Here is a 17,045-nt window from a genome sequence, read left to right on the forward strand (position 1 = left end):
CGGCGGGGATCAGCGCAGGTTCAGCACCGGGAACGGCGCGACCACCGGCGGCAGCCGCTTCGGCTCACCCCGGCCCGGTACGCCCCGCGCGGCCAGGTCGTCCTTGGCTCCGGTGGCCCGCAGGGTCGCCCCGGTGGGGGCGGGGCCGAACGGCTGGACGTCACCGACGCAGACGGTGCCCTCGGCCGGCGGTACGCCGGTGAGCAGGTACCGGTCGACGGCACCGGTCGCGCACGCCGAGGTGCCGTACGCGGTGTGCCCCCAGCTGTCGCTGCTGAGCAGCCGGCTGTTCGGCAGGGTACGGGCGGCGCTCACCGCGCCCTGGTAGTTGGTCGACGGGTCCCAGTAGTTGCCGACGACCAGCACCGGGGCGGCGGTGCGCCGGTCGAACGGGCCGGTGTAGGCGTCCTCGTCCCGGACCGTCCAGGTGTTGCGGGCGCACGGCGAGGTGCCCCAGGTCCACAGTCGGCCGAAGTACGGGTCGCGCCGGTCGGCGCGGGCGGCGAACGCCGGCCAGAGGATCGCGTCCCCGGGGTGGTACGCGTCGGTGCAGTCCACCCCGAGGAACGTCTCCAGGCTGTTGTCGTACCCGTCGTCGTACCGGCTGACCTGCGACCGGGCCTGGTCGACCCGGTTCAGCAGGGCGGCCGACGTGCTGCTCCGACGGGCCGTGGCGGTGTCCGGGTCGGTCAGCACGAGCAGTTCGGCGGTCATCGCCACCACCGAGGCGTACCCGTCCGGGCTGTAGAGCATGATCAACGTGTTGGTGACGAAGTCGGCGTAGCCGAAGGTGACCGGCCCGAGGTCCGGGTCCTCGATGACCAGCGGCTTCGCCCGCAGCCGCTGGGCCACCAGGTCGAAGCTGGCGGCCGGGTCGCTGCCGAGCGCGCACGCGTCCCGGCCGGCCTTCGCGCACCGGGCCAGCACCTCGCGCAGCGCCTTGCTGGCGCCCTGCGCACTGCGCAGCCGGTCCTCCTGGGTGGTGGCGCCGGAGGCGGGCTTGCCGACCCATTCCCGGGGGCCGAGCACCCCGTCGATCGCCAGCGCCCGGAACCGGTCCGGGAACATGTTCGCGTACTGCTGGCCGAGCGCGGATCCGTAGCTGAAGCCGAGGAAGCTGAGCTTGCGGTCGCCGACGGCCCGACGCAGCACGTCCATGTCCCGGGCCACCTGCGCGGTGGACATCGCGCCGCTGAGCGGCTGGCCGGTGGTGGAGCAGGCCCGCCCGATCGCCCGGGAGGCGGCCACGTACGCCTTCTCCTCGGCCTTCGTCGTCGGGAAGGCCACGTTCAGGCCGGCCAACTGCTCGGCCTGCTCCTCCGGGGACCGGAAGCAGCGGACCTGCTCGCTGCCGCCCACCCCGCGCGGGTCGACCCCGACCACGTCGAAGCGGTCGAGCACGTCGTCGCCGAGGAAGTAGGGCGCGGCGAGCGCCAGGCTGGTGCCGGCGCCACCCGGGCCGCCCGGGTTGACGAAGAGGCTGCCGATCCGGCGTTGCTGGTCGCGGGCCTTCACCCGGAGGACGGCGAGCGCGGTGGTCGGCCCGTGTGGCTGGTCGTAGTCGAGCGGCACCCGGACGGTGGCGCACTCCGCGTAGTCGTAGCAGGGCGTCCAGGCGATGCGGGGTGTCGGCACCCGGTCGACCCGACGGGCCTCCAGCGGGCTGGTCCGTTCGGCCGGGCCGGGCGGGGCCGGGGCGTCGGGTTTGACCGGTACGGCGTTGACCGGGCTGACCGCGAGCCCGGCGAGGACGAGGCCGGCGATTCCTGCTGCTGTCAAGGACCGGGCGGTACGTCGCATGCGGTTGCCTTCCGCTGGAGGACGGGTACGGATCGCTGGTGAGCGGCGACCTGCCGTCACTCTAGGCAGGTCGGGCCACCGGTCGCGGTCGCCACGTCCAGGATGGAGCGAAAAACGACGGAATGCCGTAACAGGAACGGCCCTGCCGACGCTGTTGTGTCCGGCCACCGGCCTTTCACTGCCGAACTGCCGGCCTGCGGTGCCGGTCCGGCCGCGCTGCCGCCCCGAGCGGGCCGGGTCGCGGTGCCGGACCGGCTGGGCGACCGTCCGATCCGGCTGTCGCCCACCCCGGGTGGTTGACAGCCCCGGCCAGCCGACGATGCTGTACGGGTGACGCGTCTACCCCGGTCCCGCGCCCGGATCCTGGCGGTGACCGCCTCGCTCGCGGCGGTCTCCCTGCTGGTCACCCTGGTCGTGCTGCGCCGCGACGACATCCTGGGGGTGGCGCTGGCCCTGCTGGTCGTCCTGTGCGCGACGGTCGCGGGCGTGGCCGTCAACGCCGCCCGTCACCAGCCGGCGGCCGAGCCGGCGGTGGCAGCGCCGCCGGCACACCGGTCGGGCGGTCTGCACAGCATCGACGCGGACACCCTCGAGAGCTTCGACGACCCACGGATGGTGGCGGCGCTGCGCGAACGCCACCGCGCCCGCTGACCCCGGGCCGACCTCGGCCCCGCGCCCGCTGACCCCGAGCCGGCCCCGCCCAGTCCCGCGATCGCCGGGCGCGCCGGGTCAGCGCAGGGTGAGGGTGGGCACCGCCAGGCTGTCGACCCCCCGGCCGGCCAGGCACCGGTACGTCCGGTCGCTGGTCGCGGCGGCCGGCGGAAGGACCTCCAGGTTCCATCCCGCCGCGTACGTCAACCCGCTGGTCAGTCGGAACGTCGTCTCGTTGCACACCCGACGGACCGCCGGGTCCGCCTTGACCGTGGCATGGTCGGCGCCGACCAGGGCGTCCGGCAGGTCACCCTCGGCGTAGCTCTCCCAGGTGTGCCGGCTGTCGCAGCGCACCTCGGCGGCCTCGGCGTGGCTGCCGCGTACCCGGACCGGGCCGAAGCAGTACAGCTCGTCGGTGCACCGGCCGCCCGGGGGCAGGGTGGCGGTGCCGTCGGCGCAACCCGGCAGCACGCCCGCCACGGCGGTGGTGGACGGCCCGGGGTCCGGTTCCCCGGAGGGGCTGCCGATCCAGGCGCCCAGTCCGGCCGAGGCGACCAGGGCCAGCACGCCCGCCCCGCCCAGGAACCAGCGTCGCCGCCGGCGTACCGGGGCCGGCACGGTCGGGTGTCCGTCCTCGGTGGGCGGCCGGGGTTCGGGCCGGCGGGACACCGGGTCGTCACCGGTCGACCCGGTGGTCCGGCGCGGGCCGGTGTCGGTCCAGGGTGAGACGAACGGCGAACCGTGCCCGGTCGTCGGGCCCTGTTCGGCCGGGCCGAGCGGCAGCCGGGCCAGCATGTTCCGCAGTTCGATGGCGGAGGGGCGGTCCTGCGGGTCGTTGGACATGCCCAGCCGGAGCACGTCGATCAGCTCGTCCGGCACGCCGGGGAGCCCGGGGATCGGGTGGTTGAACAGCTCCAGCACGGTGACCAGGCTGGGGTTGCGCTCGGCCTGCCAGCGGGGCGGCCGGCCGTGCATCACCGCGTAGAGGGTGGCGCAGAGGGCGTACACGTCGACCGCGGGTGAGGGCGGGCTGTGGCTGAACATCTCCGGCGGCGCGTACGCCGGGGTGAGCACCTCCATGGTGACCGTGGGGTCGCGCATCTCGCCCAGCACGGCCAGCCCGAAGTCGGCCAGGACCGCCGAGTTGAAGTGCGAGTACAGGATGTTCGCCGGTTTCACGTCGCGGTGCAGCACCCCGGCCGCGTGCGAGTGCGCCAACGCGTCGGCGATCTTGACGCCGAGGTCCCGGGCCTCGACCGGGCCGAGCGGGGAGGTCCGCATCCGCTCGGCGTACGAACCGTCGCACAACTCCATGATCAGGTAGGGGTGCTGGTCGACGGTGACCCCGACGTCGAAGAGGTCCACCACGTGCGGGTGGGACGACATCCGGCCGGCGGCCCGCGCCTCGCGCAGGAAGCGGGCCTGGTCCCGTTCGTTGTCCAGGGTGCGGTTCTCGACCTTGACCGCGACCTCCCGCCCGACGGAGATCTGGACGGCCCGGTACACGGTGGCGTAACCACCCCGGGCAAAGACCTGCAAATCGGTCAGACCGGGCACGATGGGCTTCGGCAGGGCGCCGGGCGGGGTGGCGGTCACAGCTTCGAAAATACCCAACTCGTCCGGCAGCTCAGCGGCCCGCACCCGTGACCGGTATCGATGACGTCGCCTCCACCCCGGTCACCGGGATGCCCCGACGGGCATCCCACCGCAGGCCGAGCGCGGTCGCCAACGCCCCCAGGCCCTCCCAGGCCGCCACCCCGAGAAACCGGACCGGCGCGATCTCCGCCAGCACCGCGATCCCGAACACGAGCACGGTGAGCGTCCGGAACACCACCGTGAACCGGAAGAAGGGCCGCCACTCGGTGACCGCCGCCAGGAGGTAGTAGACCCCCATGTTCACCGCCGCCATCGACGAGGCCACCAGGAACGTTCCGGTGTGGTCACCGGGGGCCCGGACGGCCGGCACGGTCAACCCCAGCAACGCCAGCAGCCCGGCCGGCCAGAGCAGCCCGACCACACCCATCAGCAGGGCCAGCGCGCCGAAGGCCGCGACCGTCCAGCCGGCGGCGGAACGCGGCAGCCTCATGAACGTCCTCCTGTGCGGGCACGGCGGGGGGCCGCCGCGTGAACCCACACGCTAACCGGCCACGCGCCCCGGGGCATCAGCGGAACCGGCAAAACCCGACGAGCCGGCCGGGCCGGACCCGGAACCGGCAGCGCCCCCCGCACCGGTCAACCGGGCCCGCAGTGCGTCCGCGGCGGCCCGCTCGCTGCGCTGCTCGGTGGCGTACGCCAGCCGGACCGCCTCCTCGGCGGCGGCCAACGCCTCCACCGGACGCCCGCACGCCACCGACGTCTCGGCCAGCACCGTCTGCGCCACCACCTGGCTGCGGACGTCCTCGGCCGGCGCGGCCACCGCCCGACGGGCCCAGTCCAGCGCCTGTTCCGGCTGCCCGAGGGCGAGCAGCGCGGACGCGTACCGGGCCATGGTCTGCCGGCGCGAGAACAGCAGGGCCGGGGTGTTCGCGGCGGTGGCGACCGGGGCGAGCAGGCCCACCGCCGTGCCCGGGTCACCGGCCGCCTGCCGGGCCATCGCCAGCAGCACCCGGGGACCCACCTGGGCCGGGGCCTGCGGGTTGTGCGGCTCCACCGCGGCCAGCACCGCCCGCGCGTACCGCTCGGCGGCCTCACCGTCACCCAGGTCCAGCGCGACGAACCCGCGCAGTGTGCCGGCCATCCCGGTGAGCAGCGGGTGCCCGGTCCCCTCCGCCTGGGTCAGGGCGTCCGAGAGCAGGTCGGCGGCGTGTTCCGGCTCGCCCAGCCCGCGCGCGATCACCCCCCGCACCACCAGCGCGAACCCGCGCCCCCAGTCGTCCGAGGCGGCCACGAAGTCCCGGTACGCGCGGCGGGCCGACCGGTCCGCCTCGGCGAGTTCACCCAGCTCGGCGGCGGCGAACGCCTCGACGGCGCGGAGCGTGCCCACCGCCCACGCCTCGCCGATCCGCTCCCCGAACGGCAGGAAGATCCGGGCCAGCCGGCACGCCTCACCCAGCCGGCCGGCGAGCAGCCGGGCGAACGCGGTCGTGCCGCGCAGCCAGGCCCGCCCGTACGGGTCCTTCAGCTCGGCGAAGAGCCGGGCGGCCCGGCCCAGCACCGCGTCGGTGCCGGCGAAGTCACCCCGGGTGGTGGTCACCCAGGCCAGGTTCTGCAACGACCACGCCTGCCCGCGCGGGTCCTGCGCGGCCAGGCTGACCTGGTACGCGGCGGCCAGCCGGCTGCTCGCCTGCCCGAGCCGGCCGGTGACGAAGTCGGCCATGCCGAGCCGGCGCATCGCCGACGCCCGCAGGGTCGGCAGCTCGGCGGCCACGGCCACCTGCAACGCCTCCTGCCAGCTCGCCACCGCCCGCCCCAGGTCACCGAGGTTCTGGTACGCCTGCCCGGCGAGCAGCAGTGCGCTGGCCCGGGTTCCGCCGTCATCGGCCGCGTTCGCGGCGATCTTCTCGGCGAAGGCCAGCGCGTCGGTGGCCCGGCCCACCTGGAGCAGGGCGCGGGCGTGCACCACCCGGTCGGCCGCCGGCAGCCCGTCCCGGGCCAGCTCGGCGGAGCGTTCGGCGTACTCGACGGCCAGCGCCGGCTCCCCGGCGGAGAGCGCGCGGCGGGCGGCCCGACCCAGCGCGGCCACGCCCAGCGGGGCCACCGTCCGGGCCGGCGCGTCCGGGCGCAGGCCGACCGCGTCGGCCAGCGCGGTGGCCCGTTCGGCGTGCTCGGCGACGAACGCGTCCCGGGCGGTGTCGGTGAACCCGCCCGGCGGCACCGGCGCGCCCGCGTCGTCGGTGGGCGCGGCCCAGCGGACCAGCGCCGCGTGCCGGTCGGCGGCGTCCGCCTTGCTGACCCCGGCGTACGCGGCCTCCCGCATCAGCGGGGTGGCGAAGGAGTACCCGGTCCGGGTGCGGTGCAGCATCCGGCGTTGCAGCAGCTCCTCCACGGCCCGTTCCAGCTCCACCGCGACCACCGCCGCCGGTCGGCCGTCCCGCCCGGTACGCCGCTCCCGCAACGCCTCCAGCGCGCCGGCCGGCACGGTGTCGCCGACCGCGGCGGCGTCCCGCAGCACCGAGCGGGCCTCCGCCGGAAGGGCGTCGATCCGGGCCGCCAGGACGGCGGCGAGGTCCCGGGAGAGCAGCCGGCTGCCGAGCGAACCCGGGGCCAGCCGCCAGGTGGCCGGACCGCTGCCCTCCCGCTCCGCCCCGGCGGTCAGCGCGCCCCGCTCCATCAGCAGGGTGACCAGCTCGGCCAGGTAGAACGGGTTGCCCTGGGCGGTGGCGAGCAGCCGGTCCGCGTCCGGTTGGGGCAGCCGGCCGCCGCCGAGGTATGTGGTGAGCAGCCGGGAGGCGTCCGCCCCGCGCAGCGGGGGGAGCGCGTGCACCTCGGCGTCGGCGAGCCGGGTCAGCGTACCGGCCGTCCGGACCAGTTCGGGCCGGCCCAGCAGCAGCACCAGCACCGGCCCGGTCAGCCGGGACAGCGTCACGCCGAGCGCCTGGATGGTCTCACCGGTGGCGTCGTGCAGGTCGTCGACGATCACCACCAGCGGGGCCTCGGCGGCCAGCGCGCTGAGTAGGTCGGCCACCGCGGCCGGCACCGCGTCGGCGTCCGGGGCCGGGTTGCTGCCGCTGAACTCGGCGTCGTCGGTCGGGCTGCCGTGCGCCCCGGGCAGGTCGACGTAGCCGAGCAGGGCCAGCAGCTGGTCGGTGGCCAGCGGCGGCGGTACGGGGCGAAGCCGGGCCAGCCGCTGGCCGAGCCGGCGCAGCCGTTCCTCCACCGCCGCCCGGGTCACCGCCGTCGAGGCGTCCCGGGGCAGACCCACCGCGGCCCGGACCAGGTCGGCCAGCGGGGCGAGCCGGCGGCGCTCACCGAAGGCGGCGCAGCGTACCGAGAGCACCCGGGCGCCGGTGTGCGCGGCGTACCGGCCGGCCCCGACGTCGTACCCGGCGGCCAGCCGTTCCACCTCGGCGGCGAACCGGGACTTGCCGATCCCCGCCTCGGCGGTCATCAGCAGCACCCGCAGCTCGCTCCGGTCGATCACCTCGGCGAGCCGGCCGGCGACCCGGCCGATCTCGGCCTCCCGACCCACGAACGGGGCCTCGTCACCGAGACCGGACCGGGTGCCCGGGGCGTCCAGCAGACCGAGCAGCTCGTACGCCTCGACCGGCTCCCGCTTGCCCTTGAGGCGCAGCGGGCGCAGCGCCCGCCAGGAGGCCACGTGCCGGGTGGCGGCGGAGGTACGCGGACCGGCGTAGACGGCTCCGACGGCGGCGGCGTCGGCCAACCGGGCGGCCGTGTTCACGGTGTCCCCGATGACGGTGTACTCGATGGCGGCCTGGATGCCGGCGATCACGTCCCCGGTGTTCAGGCCGACCCGCAGGCCCAGCGGCGCGCCGCCGCCCCGCTCGTCGTCGAGCACCCGGCGGACCGCCCGCTGCATGGACAGCGCGGCCCGGACGGCCCGCTCGGCGTCGTCCTCGTGGGCGACCGGCGCGCCGAAGACCGCCATGATCCCGTCGCCGGTGAGCTTGTCGACGTGCCCGCCGAAGGTCTTCACCGCCCCGGCGAGCGCGGCGAGCACCCGGTCGGTGACCGCGCCGACCCGTTCCGGGTCGAGGTCCTCCGACCAGGAGGTGAAGTCGGACAGGTCGCCGAAGAGGACGGTGACCACCCGGCGCTCGGCGGCCGGGAGGGTCGCGGCGGCCGGCAGGGCCGCCCCGCAGTTGTGGCAGAACCGCGCGCCGGGCACGGCGACGGTGCCACACACCGGGCAGGTCACGGCTGGTCCAACCCGCCCGCCCGGGGGCCGGATTCCCGGCCGGACCGGTCGAGGTGTTCGAGCTGGGCGCGGACCGACCACTCGGCCGCCCACCACAGCGACCGGTCGACGTCCGCGTACACCCGGGCGACCACCTCGGCGGGGGTGGTGGCGCCCTCGGCGACCGCCTGCCGGACCTGGTCGAGCCGGGCGCGCCGGTGGGCCAGGTAGTAGTCGGCGGCCACCCCGCAGTCGGCCAGCGCCGGGCCGTGGCCGGGCAGCGCCGGGATCCCCCGGTACGTCGCCAGCCGGGCCAGGCTGGCGAGGTACTCGCTCAGGTCGCCGTCGGGGTGGGCGACCACGGTGGTGCCCCGGCCGAGGATGGTGTCCCCGGTCAGCACCACCTGCTCGTCGCCCCGCCCGACCAGGAAGCAGACCGAGTCGGCGGTGTGGCCGGGGGTGGGCAGCAGCTCGATCCGCAGGCCGTCGTCGCCCAGCGCCGTACCGCTGGTCAGCGGCGGGCCACCGTGGCAGTGCGCCGGGTCGGCAGCGAGCACCGGCACCCCGCCGAGCAGTTCGGCGAGCCGGGCGGACCCTTCGGTGTGGTCCGGGTGCCCGTGGGTGATCAGCACGTACCGGACCGGGGCGTGCCCGGCGATCCGGGCCAGGTGCCCCTCGTCGGCGGGGCCGGGGTCGACCACGATCCGGTAGTCACCGCCCGGCGGGCTCAGCAGCCAGGTGTTGGTGCCGTCGAGGGTCATCGGCCCGGGGTTCGGCGCGCGCAGCAACGTCACCCAGTCCGGCAGCGAGTCCGCCAGCGCCGCCGCCGGCGTCGTCATGTGCCCGGTCATGGCTGTGATCGTACGACCCGGGCGGTCGCTCATCGCGATCTTGGAGTCCGGCCGGGACCGTCGTCCACGGTCGTTCCGACCGGTAGACGCACCGGTCCCACCCGACCGGACCTGGGCTTCCGACCGCCCGGCGGGTGGGACCACGGGGTTCGTACCGGGTCAGCCGACCTCGACGATGACCTCGACCTCGACCGGGGCGTCCAGCGGCAGCTCCGCCACGCCGACCGCGCTGCGGGCATGCCGACCGGCCTCACCGAAGACCGCGCCGAAGAGTTCGGAGGCACCGTTGATCACACCGGGCTGTCCGGTGAAGCCGGGGGCCGAGGCGACGAAGCCGGTCAGCTTCACCACCTTGACCACGTTCTCCAGCCCGACCAGCGCGTCGATCGCGGCGAGCGCGTTCAACCCGCAGCGCTGGGCGAGGTCCTTGGCCTGCTCGGCGGAGACCCCGCCGCCGACCTTGCCGGTGGCGAGCAGCTTCCCGTCGGCGATCGGCAGCTGGCCGGAGACGTACACGGTCTGCCCGGACTGCACGGCCGGCACGTAGCTGGCCACCGGCGGGACGAGTTCCGGCAGCTTCAGCCCGAGTTCGGCGAGCTTCGCGTGCGGGCCGGTCATGCCTTGGGCCGCTTCAGGTAGGCGACGAGCTGCTCCGGGTTCGGCCCGGGGATCACCGAGACCAGTTCCCAACCGTCCTCGCCCCAGTTGTCGAGGATCTGCTTGGTCGCGTGGACCAGCAGCGGGACGGTGGCGTACTCCCACTTCTGCATCGTTGCCGGGCTCCTGTGGTCGTGGGTTGATGTTCCGCCGACAGCCTACGACCCGGTCGACGGGCGGGGCACCGGGCGAGGCTCCGGGGCTGCGGGCTCCTCGCCGCACGGGCCGCGGTGTCCGTACCGCTGCGGGCAGCGCGACCGGTCGGGCAGCAGGAGGTCGCAGAAGACCCGGTGCCGGTTGTTCTGGTCGTCGGCGGTGGACACGGTGGTCTCGCCGGCGTCCAGCTCGGGCAGGAAGCGGAGCGAGTCGGCCACCCGGCCGGCCAGCGCGGTGGCCGCCGCCAGGTCCGGCACCCGGACCGGGAGGTGGATGACGTATCCGGGCTCCTCGTCGTCCCGGCCACGGTCGAACGGCCGGACCCACGACCGCAGCGGTTCGACCGGCTCCACCCAGCGGCGGTACGGCCGCTCGTTGCAGGGCGCCGCCAGGGTCGGCTCGCCGCTCCCCCGGCGCGGTGTCGCTCGTTCACCGTCGGGACACTGGGTGCGGGGGCTGTTCTCCGCGTCACGCATGCACTGCCTCCGGGCGTCGTACCTGGTGCGATCTGCCGTTGTTGCCGGAGCGGGCGTGGTCGCCCGGCCCGTTCCCCCGCGCCGCGCCTGAACGTAGGGTCGAAATCCCGACATCGGCAACCGGACGCGCTCGGATCACCACCGAATGTCACATATGCGACACCTCTACCGTCCGGTAATCGATACCGCTCCGACGCCTACCGGTCCTCGCGGTGGCCGGAGCCGATCGGCGGCCACCGGCCGGCACCCGCGCCGGCCGGTGGCCCGCTACTCTCACGGGCGGGCGAGCGCTCCGGCGCGCCCCGTCACGCTCAACCCAGCGTCGCCAGGCCGGTGAACGCGCACCACACTTCGGGGGACACGATGACCCAACCGCCCCAGGGTGGCCCGTTCCCGCCGCCGAGCGGCCCGCCGTTCGGCACCGGCCAGCAAGGTGGACCGGCTCCCACCCCACCCGGCCCGTACGGCGCTCCGATCCCCGCCCAGCCCGGCCCGTACGACCCGCCGGCTGCCCCGCCGGCCGCCCCGTACGGCGGCCCGACCGGACCGCAGGGCGTCCCGACCGGACCGCAGAGCCCGGCCGGTCCGTACGGTGCCCCCGGCCCGCAGGGCTTCCCGGCCCCGCCGCAGGGCTTCCCGGGCGGTACCCAGGGCTTCCCGCCCGGTGCGCAGGGTTTCCCGGGCGGACCCCAGGGCTTCCCGGGCGGACCCGGCGGGATGCCGGGCCAGCCGGCGCCGGCCGCGCCGAAGCGGCGACGGGCCCCGCTGATCGCCGCGATCGTGCTGGTGGTCGCCCTGGTGCTCTGCGGAGGTGGCGGCACCGCCGCGTTCTTCCTGCTCCGCAACGCCGAGACCGGCGAGGGCGCGGCCGAACCGGCCGGCGCGGTCCAGGAGTTCCTCACCGCCGTCTACACCGAACGGGACGCCGACCGGGCCACCGACCTGGTCTGCTCCTCCGCCCGGGACCGGGAGAAGATCGCGGCGAAGGTGGCGGAGGTGCGGAAGTACGCCGAGACCCACCAGAACGCCCGGTTCAAGTGGAGCGCGCCGAAGGTCGACAACCAGACCGCCGAGCGGGCCACCGTCTCCACCACCGTGACCGTGACCACCACCGACGAGAAGGTCGCCGACCAGGAACTGCGGTTCACCGTGGTACAGAAGACCGGCTGGTGGGTCTGCGAGGTCGCCTGATCCCCTCCGGTGGTTAGGCTCGACGGGTGCGCGCAGCTGAGCAGCCGGTCGAGCCGGCCGGTACCGGATGGCCGGCCCGCCTCCACGTGGTCACCGGCAAGGGTGGCACCGGCAAGACCAGCGTGGCCGCGGCGCTGGCCCTCGGCCTGGCTGCCGGGGGCCGGCGCACCCTGCTGGTCGAGGTCGAGGGGCGGCAGGGCATCGCGCAGCTCTTCGGCACCGAGCCGCTGCCGTACGAGGAGCGGCACCTGACCGACGCGCCGGGTGGCGGGGAGGTCCGGGCGCTGGCGGTGGACGCCGAGGAGGCGCTGCTGGAGTACCTCGACATGTTCTACAAGCTCGGTGCGGCCGGCCGGGCGCTACGCAAGCTCGGCGCAATCGACTTCGCCACCACCATCGCCCCGGGGCTGCGGGACGTCCTGCTGACCGGCAAGGTCAAGGAGGCGACCACCCGCACCGCCGGGCAACGACGGGTGTACGACGCGGTGGTGCTGGACGCCCCACCCACCGGCCGGATCGGGCGGTTCCTGAACGTCACCGCCGAGACCGCCCGGCTGGCGAAGGTCGGGCCGATCAAAACCCAGAGCGAAGGGGTGGCGGCGCTGCTCCGTTCCCCGATCACCGCGGTGCACGTGGTGACGCTGCTGGAGGAGATGCCGGTCCAGGAGACGCTGGACGCGGTAGCCGAGCTGACCTCGCTCGGCTTCCCGGTCGGGCGGATCATCGTCAACGCCACCCGGCCGCCGGTGCCGGCGGGCCGGGCCACCAGTCAGGCCGAGCTGCGCAGGGGTCTGCTCGCGGCCGGGCTCTCGGCGGACCGGGCGACCGTCGCCGGGCTGCACGCCGAGGCGGTCGGCCAGGTGGTCCGCCGGGAACTGGAGGAGTCGCTCCGCGCGGAGCTGGTCGAGCTGGGGTTGTCGCTGACCGAGCTTCCGCTGCTCCCGGCGGGGGTGGACCGGGCCGGTCTGGAAGCGTTGGCCCGGGTGCTCGTCCGGGCGGATTGACTCACACCTGCCCCGGCTCGGGGCGGAGACGCGCGCGCTCCCGATACGCTCGATCGGTGCCTTCCGCCGAAGACGCCACGCCGTCGCTCGATGTCGACCGGATCCTCGCCGACCCCGGCGTGCGGATCGTGGTCTGCTGCGGGGCGGGCGGCGTGGGGAAGACCACCACCGCCGCCGCCCTCGCGCTGCGCGCGGCGGAACAGCACGGCCGTCGTACGGTGGTGCTCACCATCGACCCGGCCCGGCGGCTCGCCCAGTCGCTCGGCCTGATCGAGCTGGACAACACCCCCCGGCAGGTCAAGGGGATCGACACCGAGGCCAGCGGCGGCGAGCTGCACGCGATGATGCTGGACATGAAGCGCACCTTCGACGACGTGGTGCTCCAGCACACCGATCCGGCGAAGGCGGCGGAGATTTTCGCCAACCCGTTCTACCAGGCGATGAGTTCGACCTTCGCCGGTACGCAGGAGTACATGGCGATGGAGAAGCTCGGGCAGTTGCACGCCCGGGGCGAGTGGGACCTGATCGTGGTGGACACTCCGCCGTCCCGCTCCGCGTTGGACTTCCTCGACGCGCCGGCCCGGCTCTCCCGGTTCCTCGACGGGCGGATGCTCCGGCTGCTGCTGGCCCCGGCCCGCAGCGGGGGTCGGAGCATGTTCAGCCTGGTCACCGCCTCGTTCGGGATGTTCTCGAAGGTGGTGCAGAAGGTGCTCGGCGCGCAGTTGCTGACTGACCTGTCCGGGTTCGTCGCGGCGCTGGACTCGATGTTCGGCGGTTTCCGGCAGCGCGCCGAGCAGACGTACCGGATCCTGCAGGCGCGGGAGACGGCGTTCCTGCTGGTCGCGGCGCCGGAGCGGGACGCGGTCCGGGAGGCGGCCTACTTCGCCGGGCGGCTGCGGGAGGAGCGGATGCCGCTGGTCGGGCTGGTGCTCAACCGGGTGCACCGGCCGGAGGTGGACAGCCCCGACGCGGCGGAGAGCCTGGCCGCGGCGGACCGGTTGGCGGAGTTGGGCGGGCACGAGGCCACCGTGGACGTGCTGCGCGCCCACGCCGCCCTGCTCGAGCAGGCGGTACGCGAGCAGCAGGTGGCCGCGTCGTTCACCGGGGCGTTCCCGGCGGTGCCGATGGTGGCGGTGCCGGCGCAGCCCGCCGACGTGCACGACGTCGACGGGCTGCGGACGATCGGCGCGGCGATCAGCCGGCCGTGACCGGGTCGACAGCTCCCGGCCGCCGGCCTGATCAGCCGATGTTGACCAGGACCTTGTCCTTGCCGGCCGCCTTGTCCTGGGCGTTCTTGCGCATCGCCGCCTCGAACATCTTGCGCCAGCTCGCCACCTGCGGGTGCCGACGCAGCAACGCCCGGCGTTCCCGTTCGGTCATGCCACCCCATACGCCGAACTCGATGCGGTTGTCGAGCGCGTCGGCCAGGCACTCGTACCGGACTGGGCAGCCCCGGCAGATCCGCTTCGCCACGTTCTGTTCAGCGCCCTGTACGAACAGTGCGTCCGGGTCTCCGTTCTGACACGCCGCCAGCGACGGCCAGTCAGTGATCATGCCCATCTGTACACGTCCCCCCTTGCAGTACCTACCGACCTCGTGCGGATCGCACCGGTATCCCCCGGTCGCCGTGCCCGGCCTTCCCCAAGGCGGCACGGACGACATGTGGCTCGATTGCCGCCTACATCATGCTCCGTAGTCACCTGATTACGCAACGTTGTCGGCCAAATCCATCATTCCGGACAGTTCAGGCGTCCGGGCGTACGGCCCGCCGCGTACCCCGCCCGAGTACGTGAAAACCCTGCGCCGCCCCGGCCGGCGGGAGACACTCGTCGGCCTCGTCCCGCAACCAGGTGCCGGGGGTCGTGCGTTTAGCACAACGAGGGCGACGCTCGCAGGAAATGGGGGAAACCCGCCCGTGAGCCGCCCAATCCCTACTCGCGTACCCTGTCGAGGTGACCTGGATGCGGAAACGTGACCACAATCTGCTGACCAACGCCGCATCACTACTGATCTGCGGCCTGCTGGCCGGGGTGGTGGTGGCGGCCGCGGCATTCCCCGCGGTGGCGATGTCCGGGCTGGCCGCCAAGGCGGGCGCCGAGACGGTCGGCAAGCTGCCCCCGGACCTGACCGTCAAGCGGGCCCCGCAGATCAGCTACATCCTGGCCAGCGACGGCAAGACCCCGCTGGCCACCATGTACGACGAGAACCGCAAGGACGTGAAGCTCAAGGACGTCGCGCCGGTCATGCGGCAGGCCATCGTCGCCGCCGAGGACCACCAGTTCTACAAGCACAACGGCGTCGACTTCAAGGGTGTCGCCCGCGCGTTCGTCAACAACAGCTCCGGGGCCGCCTCGCAGCAGGGTGCCTCGACGCTCACCATGCAGTACGTCCGGCTGGCCATCGCCTACTCGGCGAGCCACCCGGCCGACGTGGTCGCCGCGACCGAGGACACCAGCGCCCGCAAGATCCGTGAGATGCAGTACGCCGTCCAGGTGGAGAAGAAGTTCTCCAAGGACGAGATCATGGAGCGCTACCTCAACATCGCCGCCTTCGGCAACGGCGCGTACGGCATCTTCGCGGCCAGCCAGGTCTACTTCAACAAGACGCCGGCCAAGCTCACCATCGACGAGGCCGCCATGCTGGCCGGCATGGTGAAGGCGCCGACCAGCTTCGACCCGACCACCCCGAGCGGCTACCCGCTCGCCGTCGACCGGCGCAACTACGTCATCAACAACATGGTGAAGACCGGGGCGATCACCCAGGCCGAGGCGGACAAGGCCAAGGCGGTCAAGCTGACCGTCAAGGGCAAGCGCGCGCCGAACGGCTGCGTGCAGACCAAGGTGAACAGCTGGGGCTTCTTCTGCGACTACTTCTACCGCTGGTGGCTCCAGCAGGAGGAGTTCGGCTCCACCACGTACGACCGGGAGCGGCGGCTCAAGAGCGGCGGCTACACCATCGTGACCACCCTCGACGTGCAGGCGCAGAAGGGCGCGGACAAGGCGGTCCGCAAGGCCAAGCCGATCACCAGCAAGGAAGCCGCGATGGTCGCGGTGGTCGAGCCGGGCAGCGGCCGGGTCCGGGCCATGGCGGTCAACCGGAACTTCAAGCTGGACGACCCGAACAAGCCGACCAACAAGAAACACAGCGACCCGGTGCAGCGCCGCAAGGGCAAGCTCGGCAACTACCCGAACACGGTGAACCCGCTGCTCAGCGGTGGTGACGGCATCACCGGTTACCAGGCCGGCTCGACGTTCAAGATCTTCACCATCGTGGCCGCGCTGGAGAAGGGCATCCCGCTCCAGTACACGATCAACTCGCCGAAGCAGTTCAAGTCGGAGTACATCATCCAGCGCGGCTCACCGGCCGCCTGCCCCGGCACGCACTTCTACTGCCCGACCAACTCCGTGGAGAGCATGGCCGGCCCGCACAACATGTGGAGCGCCTTCGGCCGCTCGGTGAACACCTACTTCGTCCCGCTCCAGCAGCAGGTCGGCGCGAAGAACGTGATCAAGGCGGCGCAGAAGCTCGGCATCACCTTCCGGGCCCAGGAGGACCTCAACCTCTCCGCCACCGACGACGCCGCCAACCAGTGGGGCGCGTTCACCCTCGGTGTCTCGCAGACCACCCCGCTGGATCTGGCCAACGCGTACGCCACCCTGGGCGCCGACGGCAAGTACTGCGAGCCGATCCCGGTCCAGAAGATCACCGGCCCGGACAACAAGACCCTGGACGTCGCCAACCCGCGCTGCAAGCAGGTGATCAGCACCGAGGTGGCCCGCGCCGCCGTGGACGCCGCCCGCTGCCCGCTGGGTGACCGCTCCTCGACCACCAAGTGCACCGGCGCCACCGCACCCAACGTGAAGGGCATCGTGGACGCGCCGGTCGCCGGCAAGTCCGGCACCACCGACTCGGAGAAGACCGCGTCGCTGGTCGCGATGACCAAGCAGTACGCGGTGGCCGGCATCATGGCCGACCCGGACTGGCCGCAGACCAACGTCAAGATGAAGCACGGCGAGAAGGACGGCATCAACCCGCCGGTGTACGAGACGCTCCGGGACGCCATGAAGGGCAAGGAGCGGATCAACTTCACCCCGCCCAAGGGCAAGATCGTCGAAGGTGACCAGCGGAGCATCCCCCGGGTCCGGTGCGAGTCGGTCGACACCGCCCGCAACCGCCTGAAGGGCGCCGGGTTCGAGGTCGTCGTCAGCGACGTCAAGGTCTCCTCGAACTGCCCGGCGGGCAGCGTCGCCGGCACCAGCCCGGATGGCCGCACCATCAAGGGCGGGGTGGTCACCATCCAGCTCAGCGACGGTTCCGGCGGCGGGGCGCCCGGTGACAGCGAGGGTGGCACGCCACCCGCCAACGGGCCGGGCAACCGCCCGCCCAACGGTCCGGGCCGCCCCGGCTGAGTGGGCGACTGAACCCCGGTAGACAACGAAAGGCCGGACATCCCGCAGCGGAT

Annotated in this window: 13 protein-coding genes and 1 pseudogene; 5 read left to right on the forward strand and 9 right to left on the reverse strand. The window is 73.8% G+C overall.

The window, feature by feature from the left end:
* Nucleotides 1-9: 9 nt before the first annotated feature.
* On the reverse strand, nucleotides 10-1,779 hold the full coding sequence (locus tag PVK37_RS04650; protein WP_275032486.1) for an alpha/beta hydrolase: 1,770 nt from the start codon (nucleotides 1,777-1,779) through the stop codon (nucleotides 10-12).
* A gap of 351 nt (nucleotides 1,780-2,130) precedes the next feature.
* Between PVK37_RS04650 and PVK37_RS04655 the strand changes: the two genes are divergently transcribed.
* Nucleotides 2,131-2,451 carry a hypothetical protein gene (locus tag PVK37_RS04655; RefSeq protein ID WP_275032487.1) on the forward strand — a complete coding sequence of 107 codons (321 nt, stop codon included), beginning with the start codon at nucleotides 2,131-2,133 and terminating at the stop codon, nucleotides 2,449-2,451.
* 78 nt (nucleotides 2,452-2,529) lie between these two features.
* On the opposite strand, the gene PVK37_RS04660 is transcribed toward PVK37_RS04655, so the two are convergent.
* The 7 genes and pseudogenes from PVK37_RS04660 to PVK37_RS04690 form a co-directional block, all read right to left on the reverse strand.
* Nucleotides 2,530-4,047, reverse strand: a complete 1,518-nt coding sequence (locus PVK37_RS04660) for a serine/threonine-protein kinase (protein WP_275034958.1) — start codon at nucleotides 4,045-4,047, stop codon at nucleotides 2,530-2,532.
* Nucleotides 4,048-4,078: 31 nt separating this feature from the next.
* On the reverse strand, nucleotides 4,079-4,537 hold the full coding sequence (locus PVK37_RS04665; protein WP_275032488.1) for a hypothetical protein: 459 nt from the start codon (nucleotides 4,535-4,537) through the stop codon (nucleotides 4,079-4,081).
* A 135-nt stretch (nucleotides 4,538-4,672) separates the two neighbouring features.
* Nucleotides 4,673-8,269, reverse strand: a pseudogene (locus PVK37_RS04670) (adenylate/guanylate cyclase domain-containing protein); the annotation flags it as partial.
* Complete coding sequence (locus PVK37_RS04675; protein WP_275032489.1) at nucleotides 8,266-9,099, reverse strand: MBL fold metallo-hydrolase; 834 nt, start codon at nucleotides 9,097-9,099, stop codon at nucleotides 8,266-8,268. The pseudogene PVK37_RS04670 and the gene PVK37_RS04675, both read right to left, overlap by 4 nt.
* Nucleotides 9,100-9,258: 159 nt before the next feature.
* On the reverse strand, nucleotides 9,259-9,717 hold the full coding sequence (locus tag PVK37_RS04680) for a RidA family protein (RefSeq protein WP_275032490.1): 459 nt from the start codon (nucleotides 9,715-9,717) through the stop codon (nucleotides 9,259-9,261).
* A complete protein-coding gene (sp36, locus tag PVK37_RS04685; RefSeq protein WP_091452994.1) occupies nucleotides 9,714-9,869 on the reverse strand; it encodes a Sp36 family protein in 156 nt (51 codons plus the stop codon). The genes PVK37_RS04680 and sp36 overlap by 4 nt, the downstream gene beginning before the upstream one ends.
* Before the next feature lie 45 nt (nucleotides 9,870-9,914).
* Nucleotides 9,915-10,388, reverse strand: coding sequence for a hypothetical protein (locus PVK37_RS04690; RefSeq protein ID WP_275032491.1), 474 nt, complete (start codon nucleotides 10,386-10,388; stop codon nucleotides 9,915-9,917).
* A 474-nt stretch (nucleotides 10,389-10,862) separates the two neighbouring features.
* Here PVK37_RS04690 and PVK37_RS31810 point away from each other — a divergent pair, with 474 nt between their 5' ends.
* The 3 genes from PVK37_RS31810 to bagB are packed head-to-tail and all read left to right on the forward strand — an operon-like array spanning nucleotide 10,863 to nucleotide 13,791.
* Nucleotides 10,863-11,579 carry an Rv0361 family membrane protein gene (locus tag PVK37_RS31810; RefSeq protein WP_423791053.1) on the forward strand — a complete coding sequence of 239 codons (717 nt, stop codon included), beginning with the start codon at nucleotides 10,863-10,865 and terminating at the stop codon, nucleotides 11,577-11,579.
* 26 nt (nucleotides 11,580-11,605) lie between these two features.
* A complete protein-coding gene (bagA, locus tag PVK37_RS04700; RefSeq protein ID WP_275032492.1) occupies nucleotides 11,606-12,583 on the forward strand; it encodes an ATPase BagA in 978 nt (325 codons plus the stop codon).
* 56 nt (nucleotides 12,584-12,639) lie between these two features.
* Nucleotides 12,640-13,791: an ArsA family ATPase gene (gene bagB / locus PVK37_RS04705; protein ID WP_275032493.1), complete on the forward strand. Its 1,152-nt coding sequence runs from the start codon at nucleotides 12,640-12,642 to the stop codon at nucleotides 13,789-13,791.
* 31 nt (nucleotides 13,792-13,822) lie between these two features.
* Here bagB and PVK37_RS04710 read toward each other — a convergent pair whose 3' ends face one another.
* Complete coding sequence (locus PVK37_RS04710; RefSeq protein ID WP_275032494.1) at nucleotides 13,823-14,143, reverse strand: WhiB family transcriptional regulator; 321 nt, start codon at nucleotides 14,141-14,143, stop codon at nucleotides 13,823-13,825.
* Between the two features lie 401 nt (nucleotides 14,144-14,544).
* Here PVK37_RS04710 and PVK37_RS04715 point away from each other — a divergent pair, with 401 nt between their 5' ends.
* On the forward strand, nucleotides 14,545-16,992 hold the full coding sequence (locus PVK37_RS04715; protein WP_275032495.1) for a penicillin-binding protein: 2,448 nt from the start codon (nucleotides 14,545-14,547) through the stop codon (nucleotides 16,990-16,992).
* Nucleotides 16,993-17,045 lie beyond the last annotated feature (53 nt).

Origin of the sequence: Micromonospora cathayae (genome assembly GCF_028993575.1) — a bacterium.
Lineage (GTDB): Bacteria > Actinomycetota > Actinomycetes > Mycobacteriales > Micromonosporaceae > Micromonospora > Micromonospora cathayae.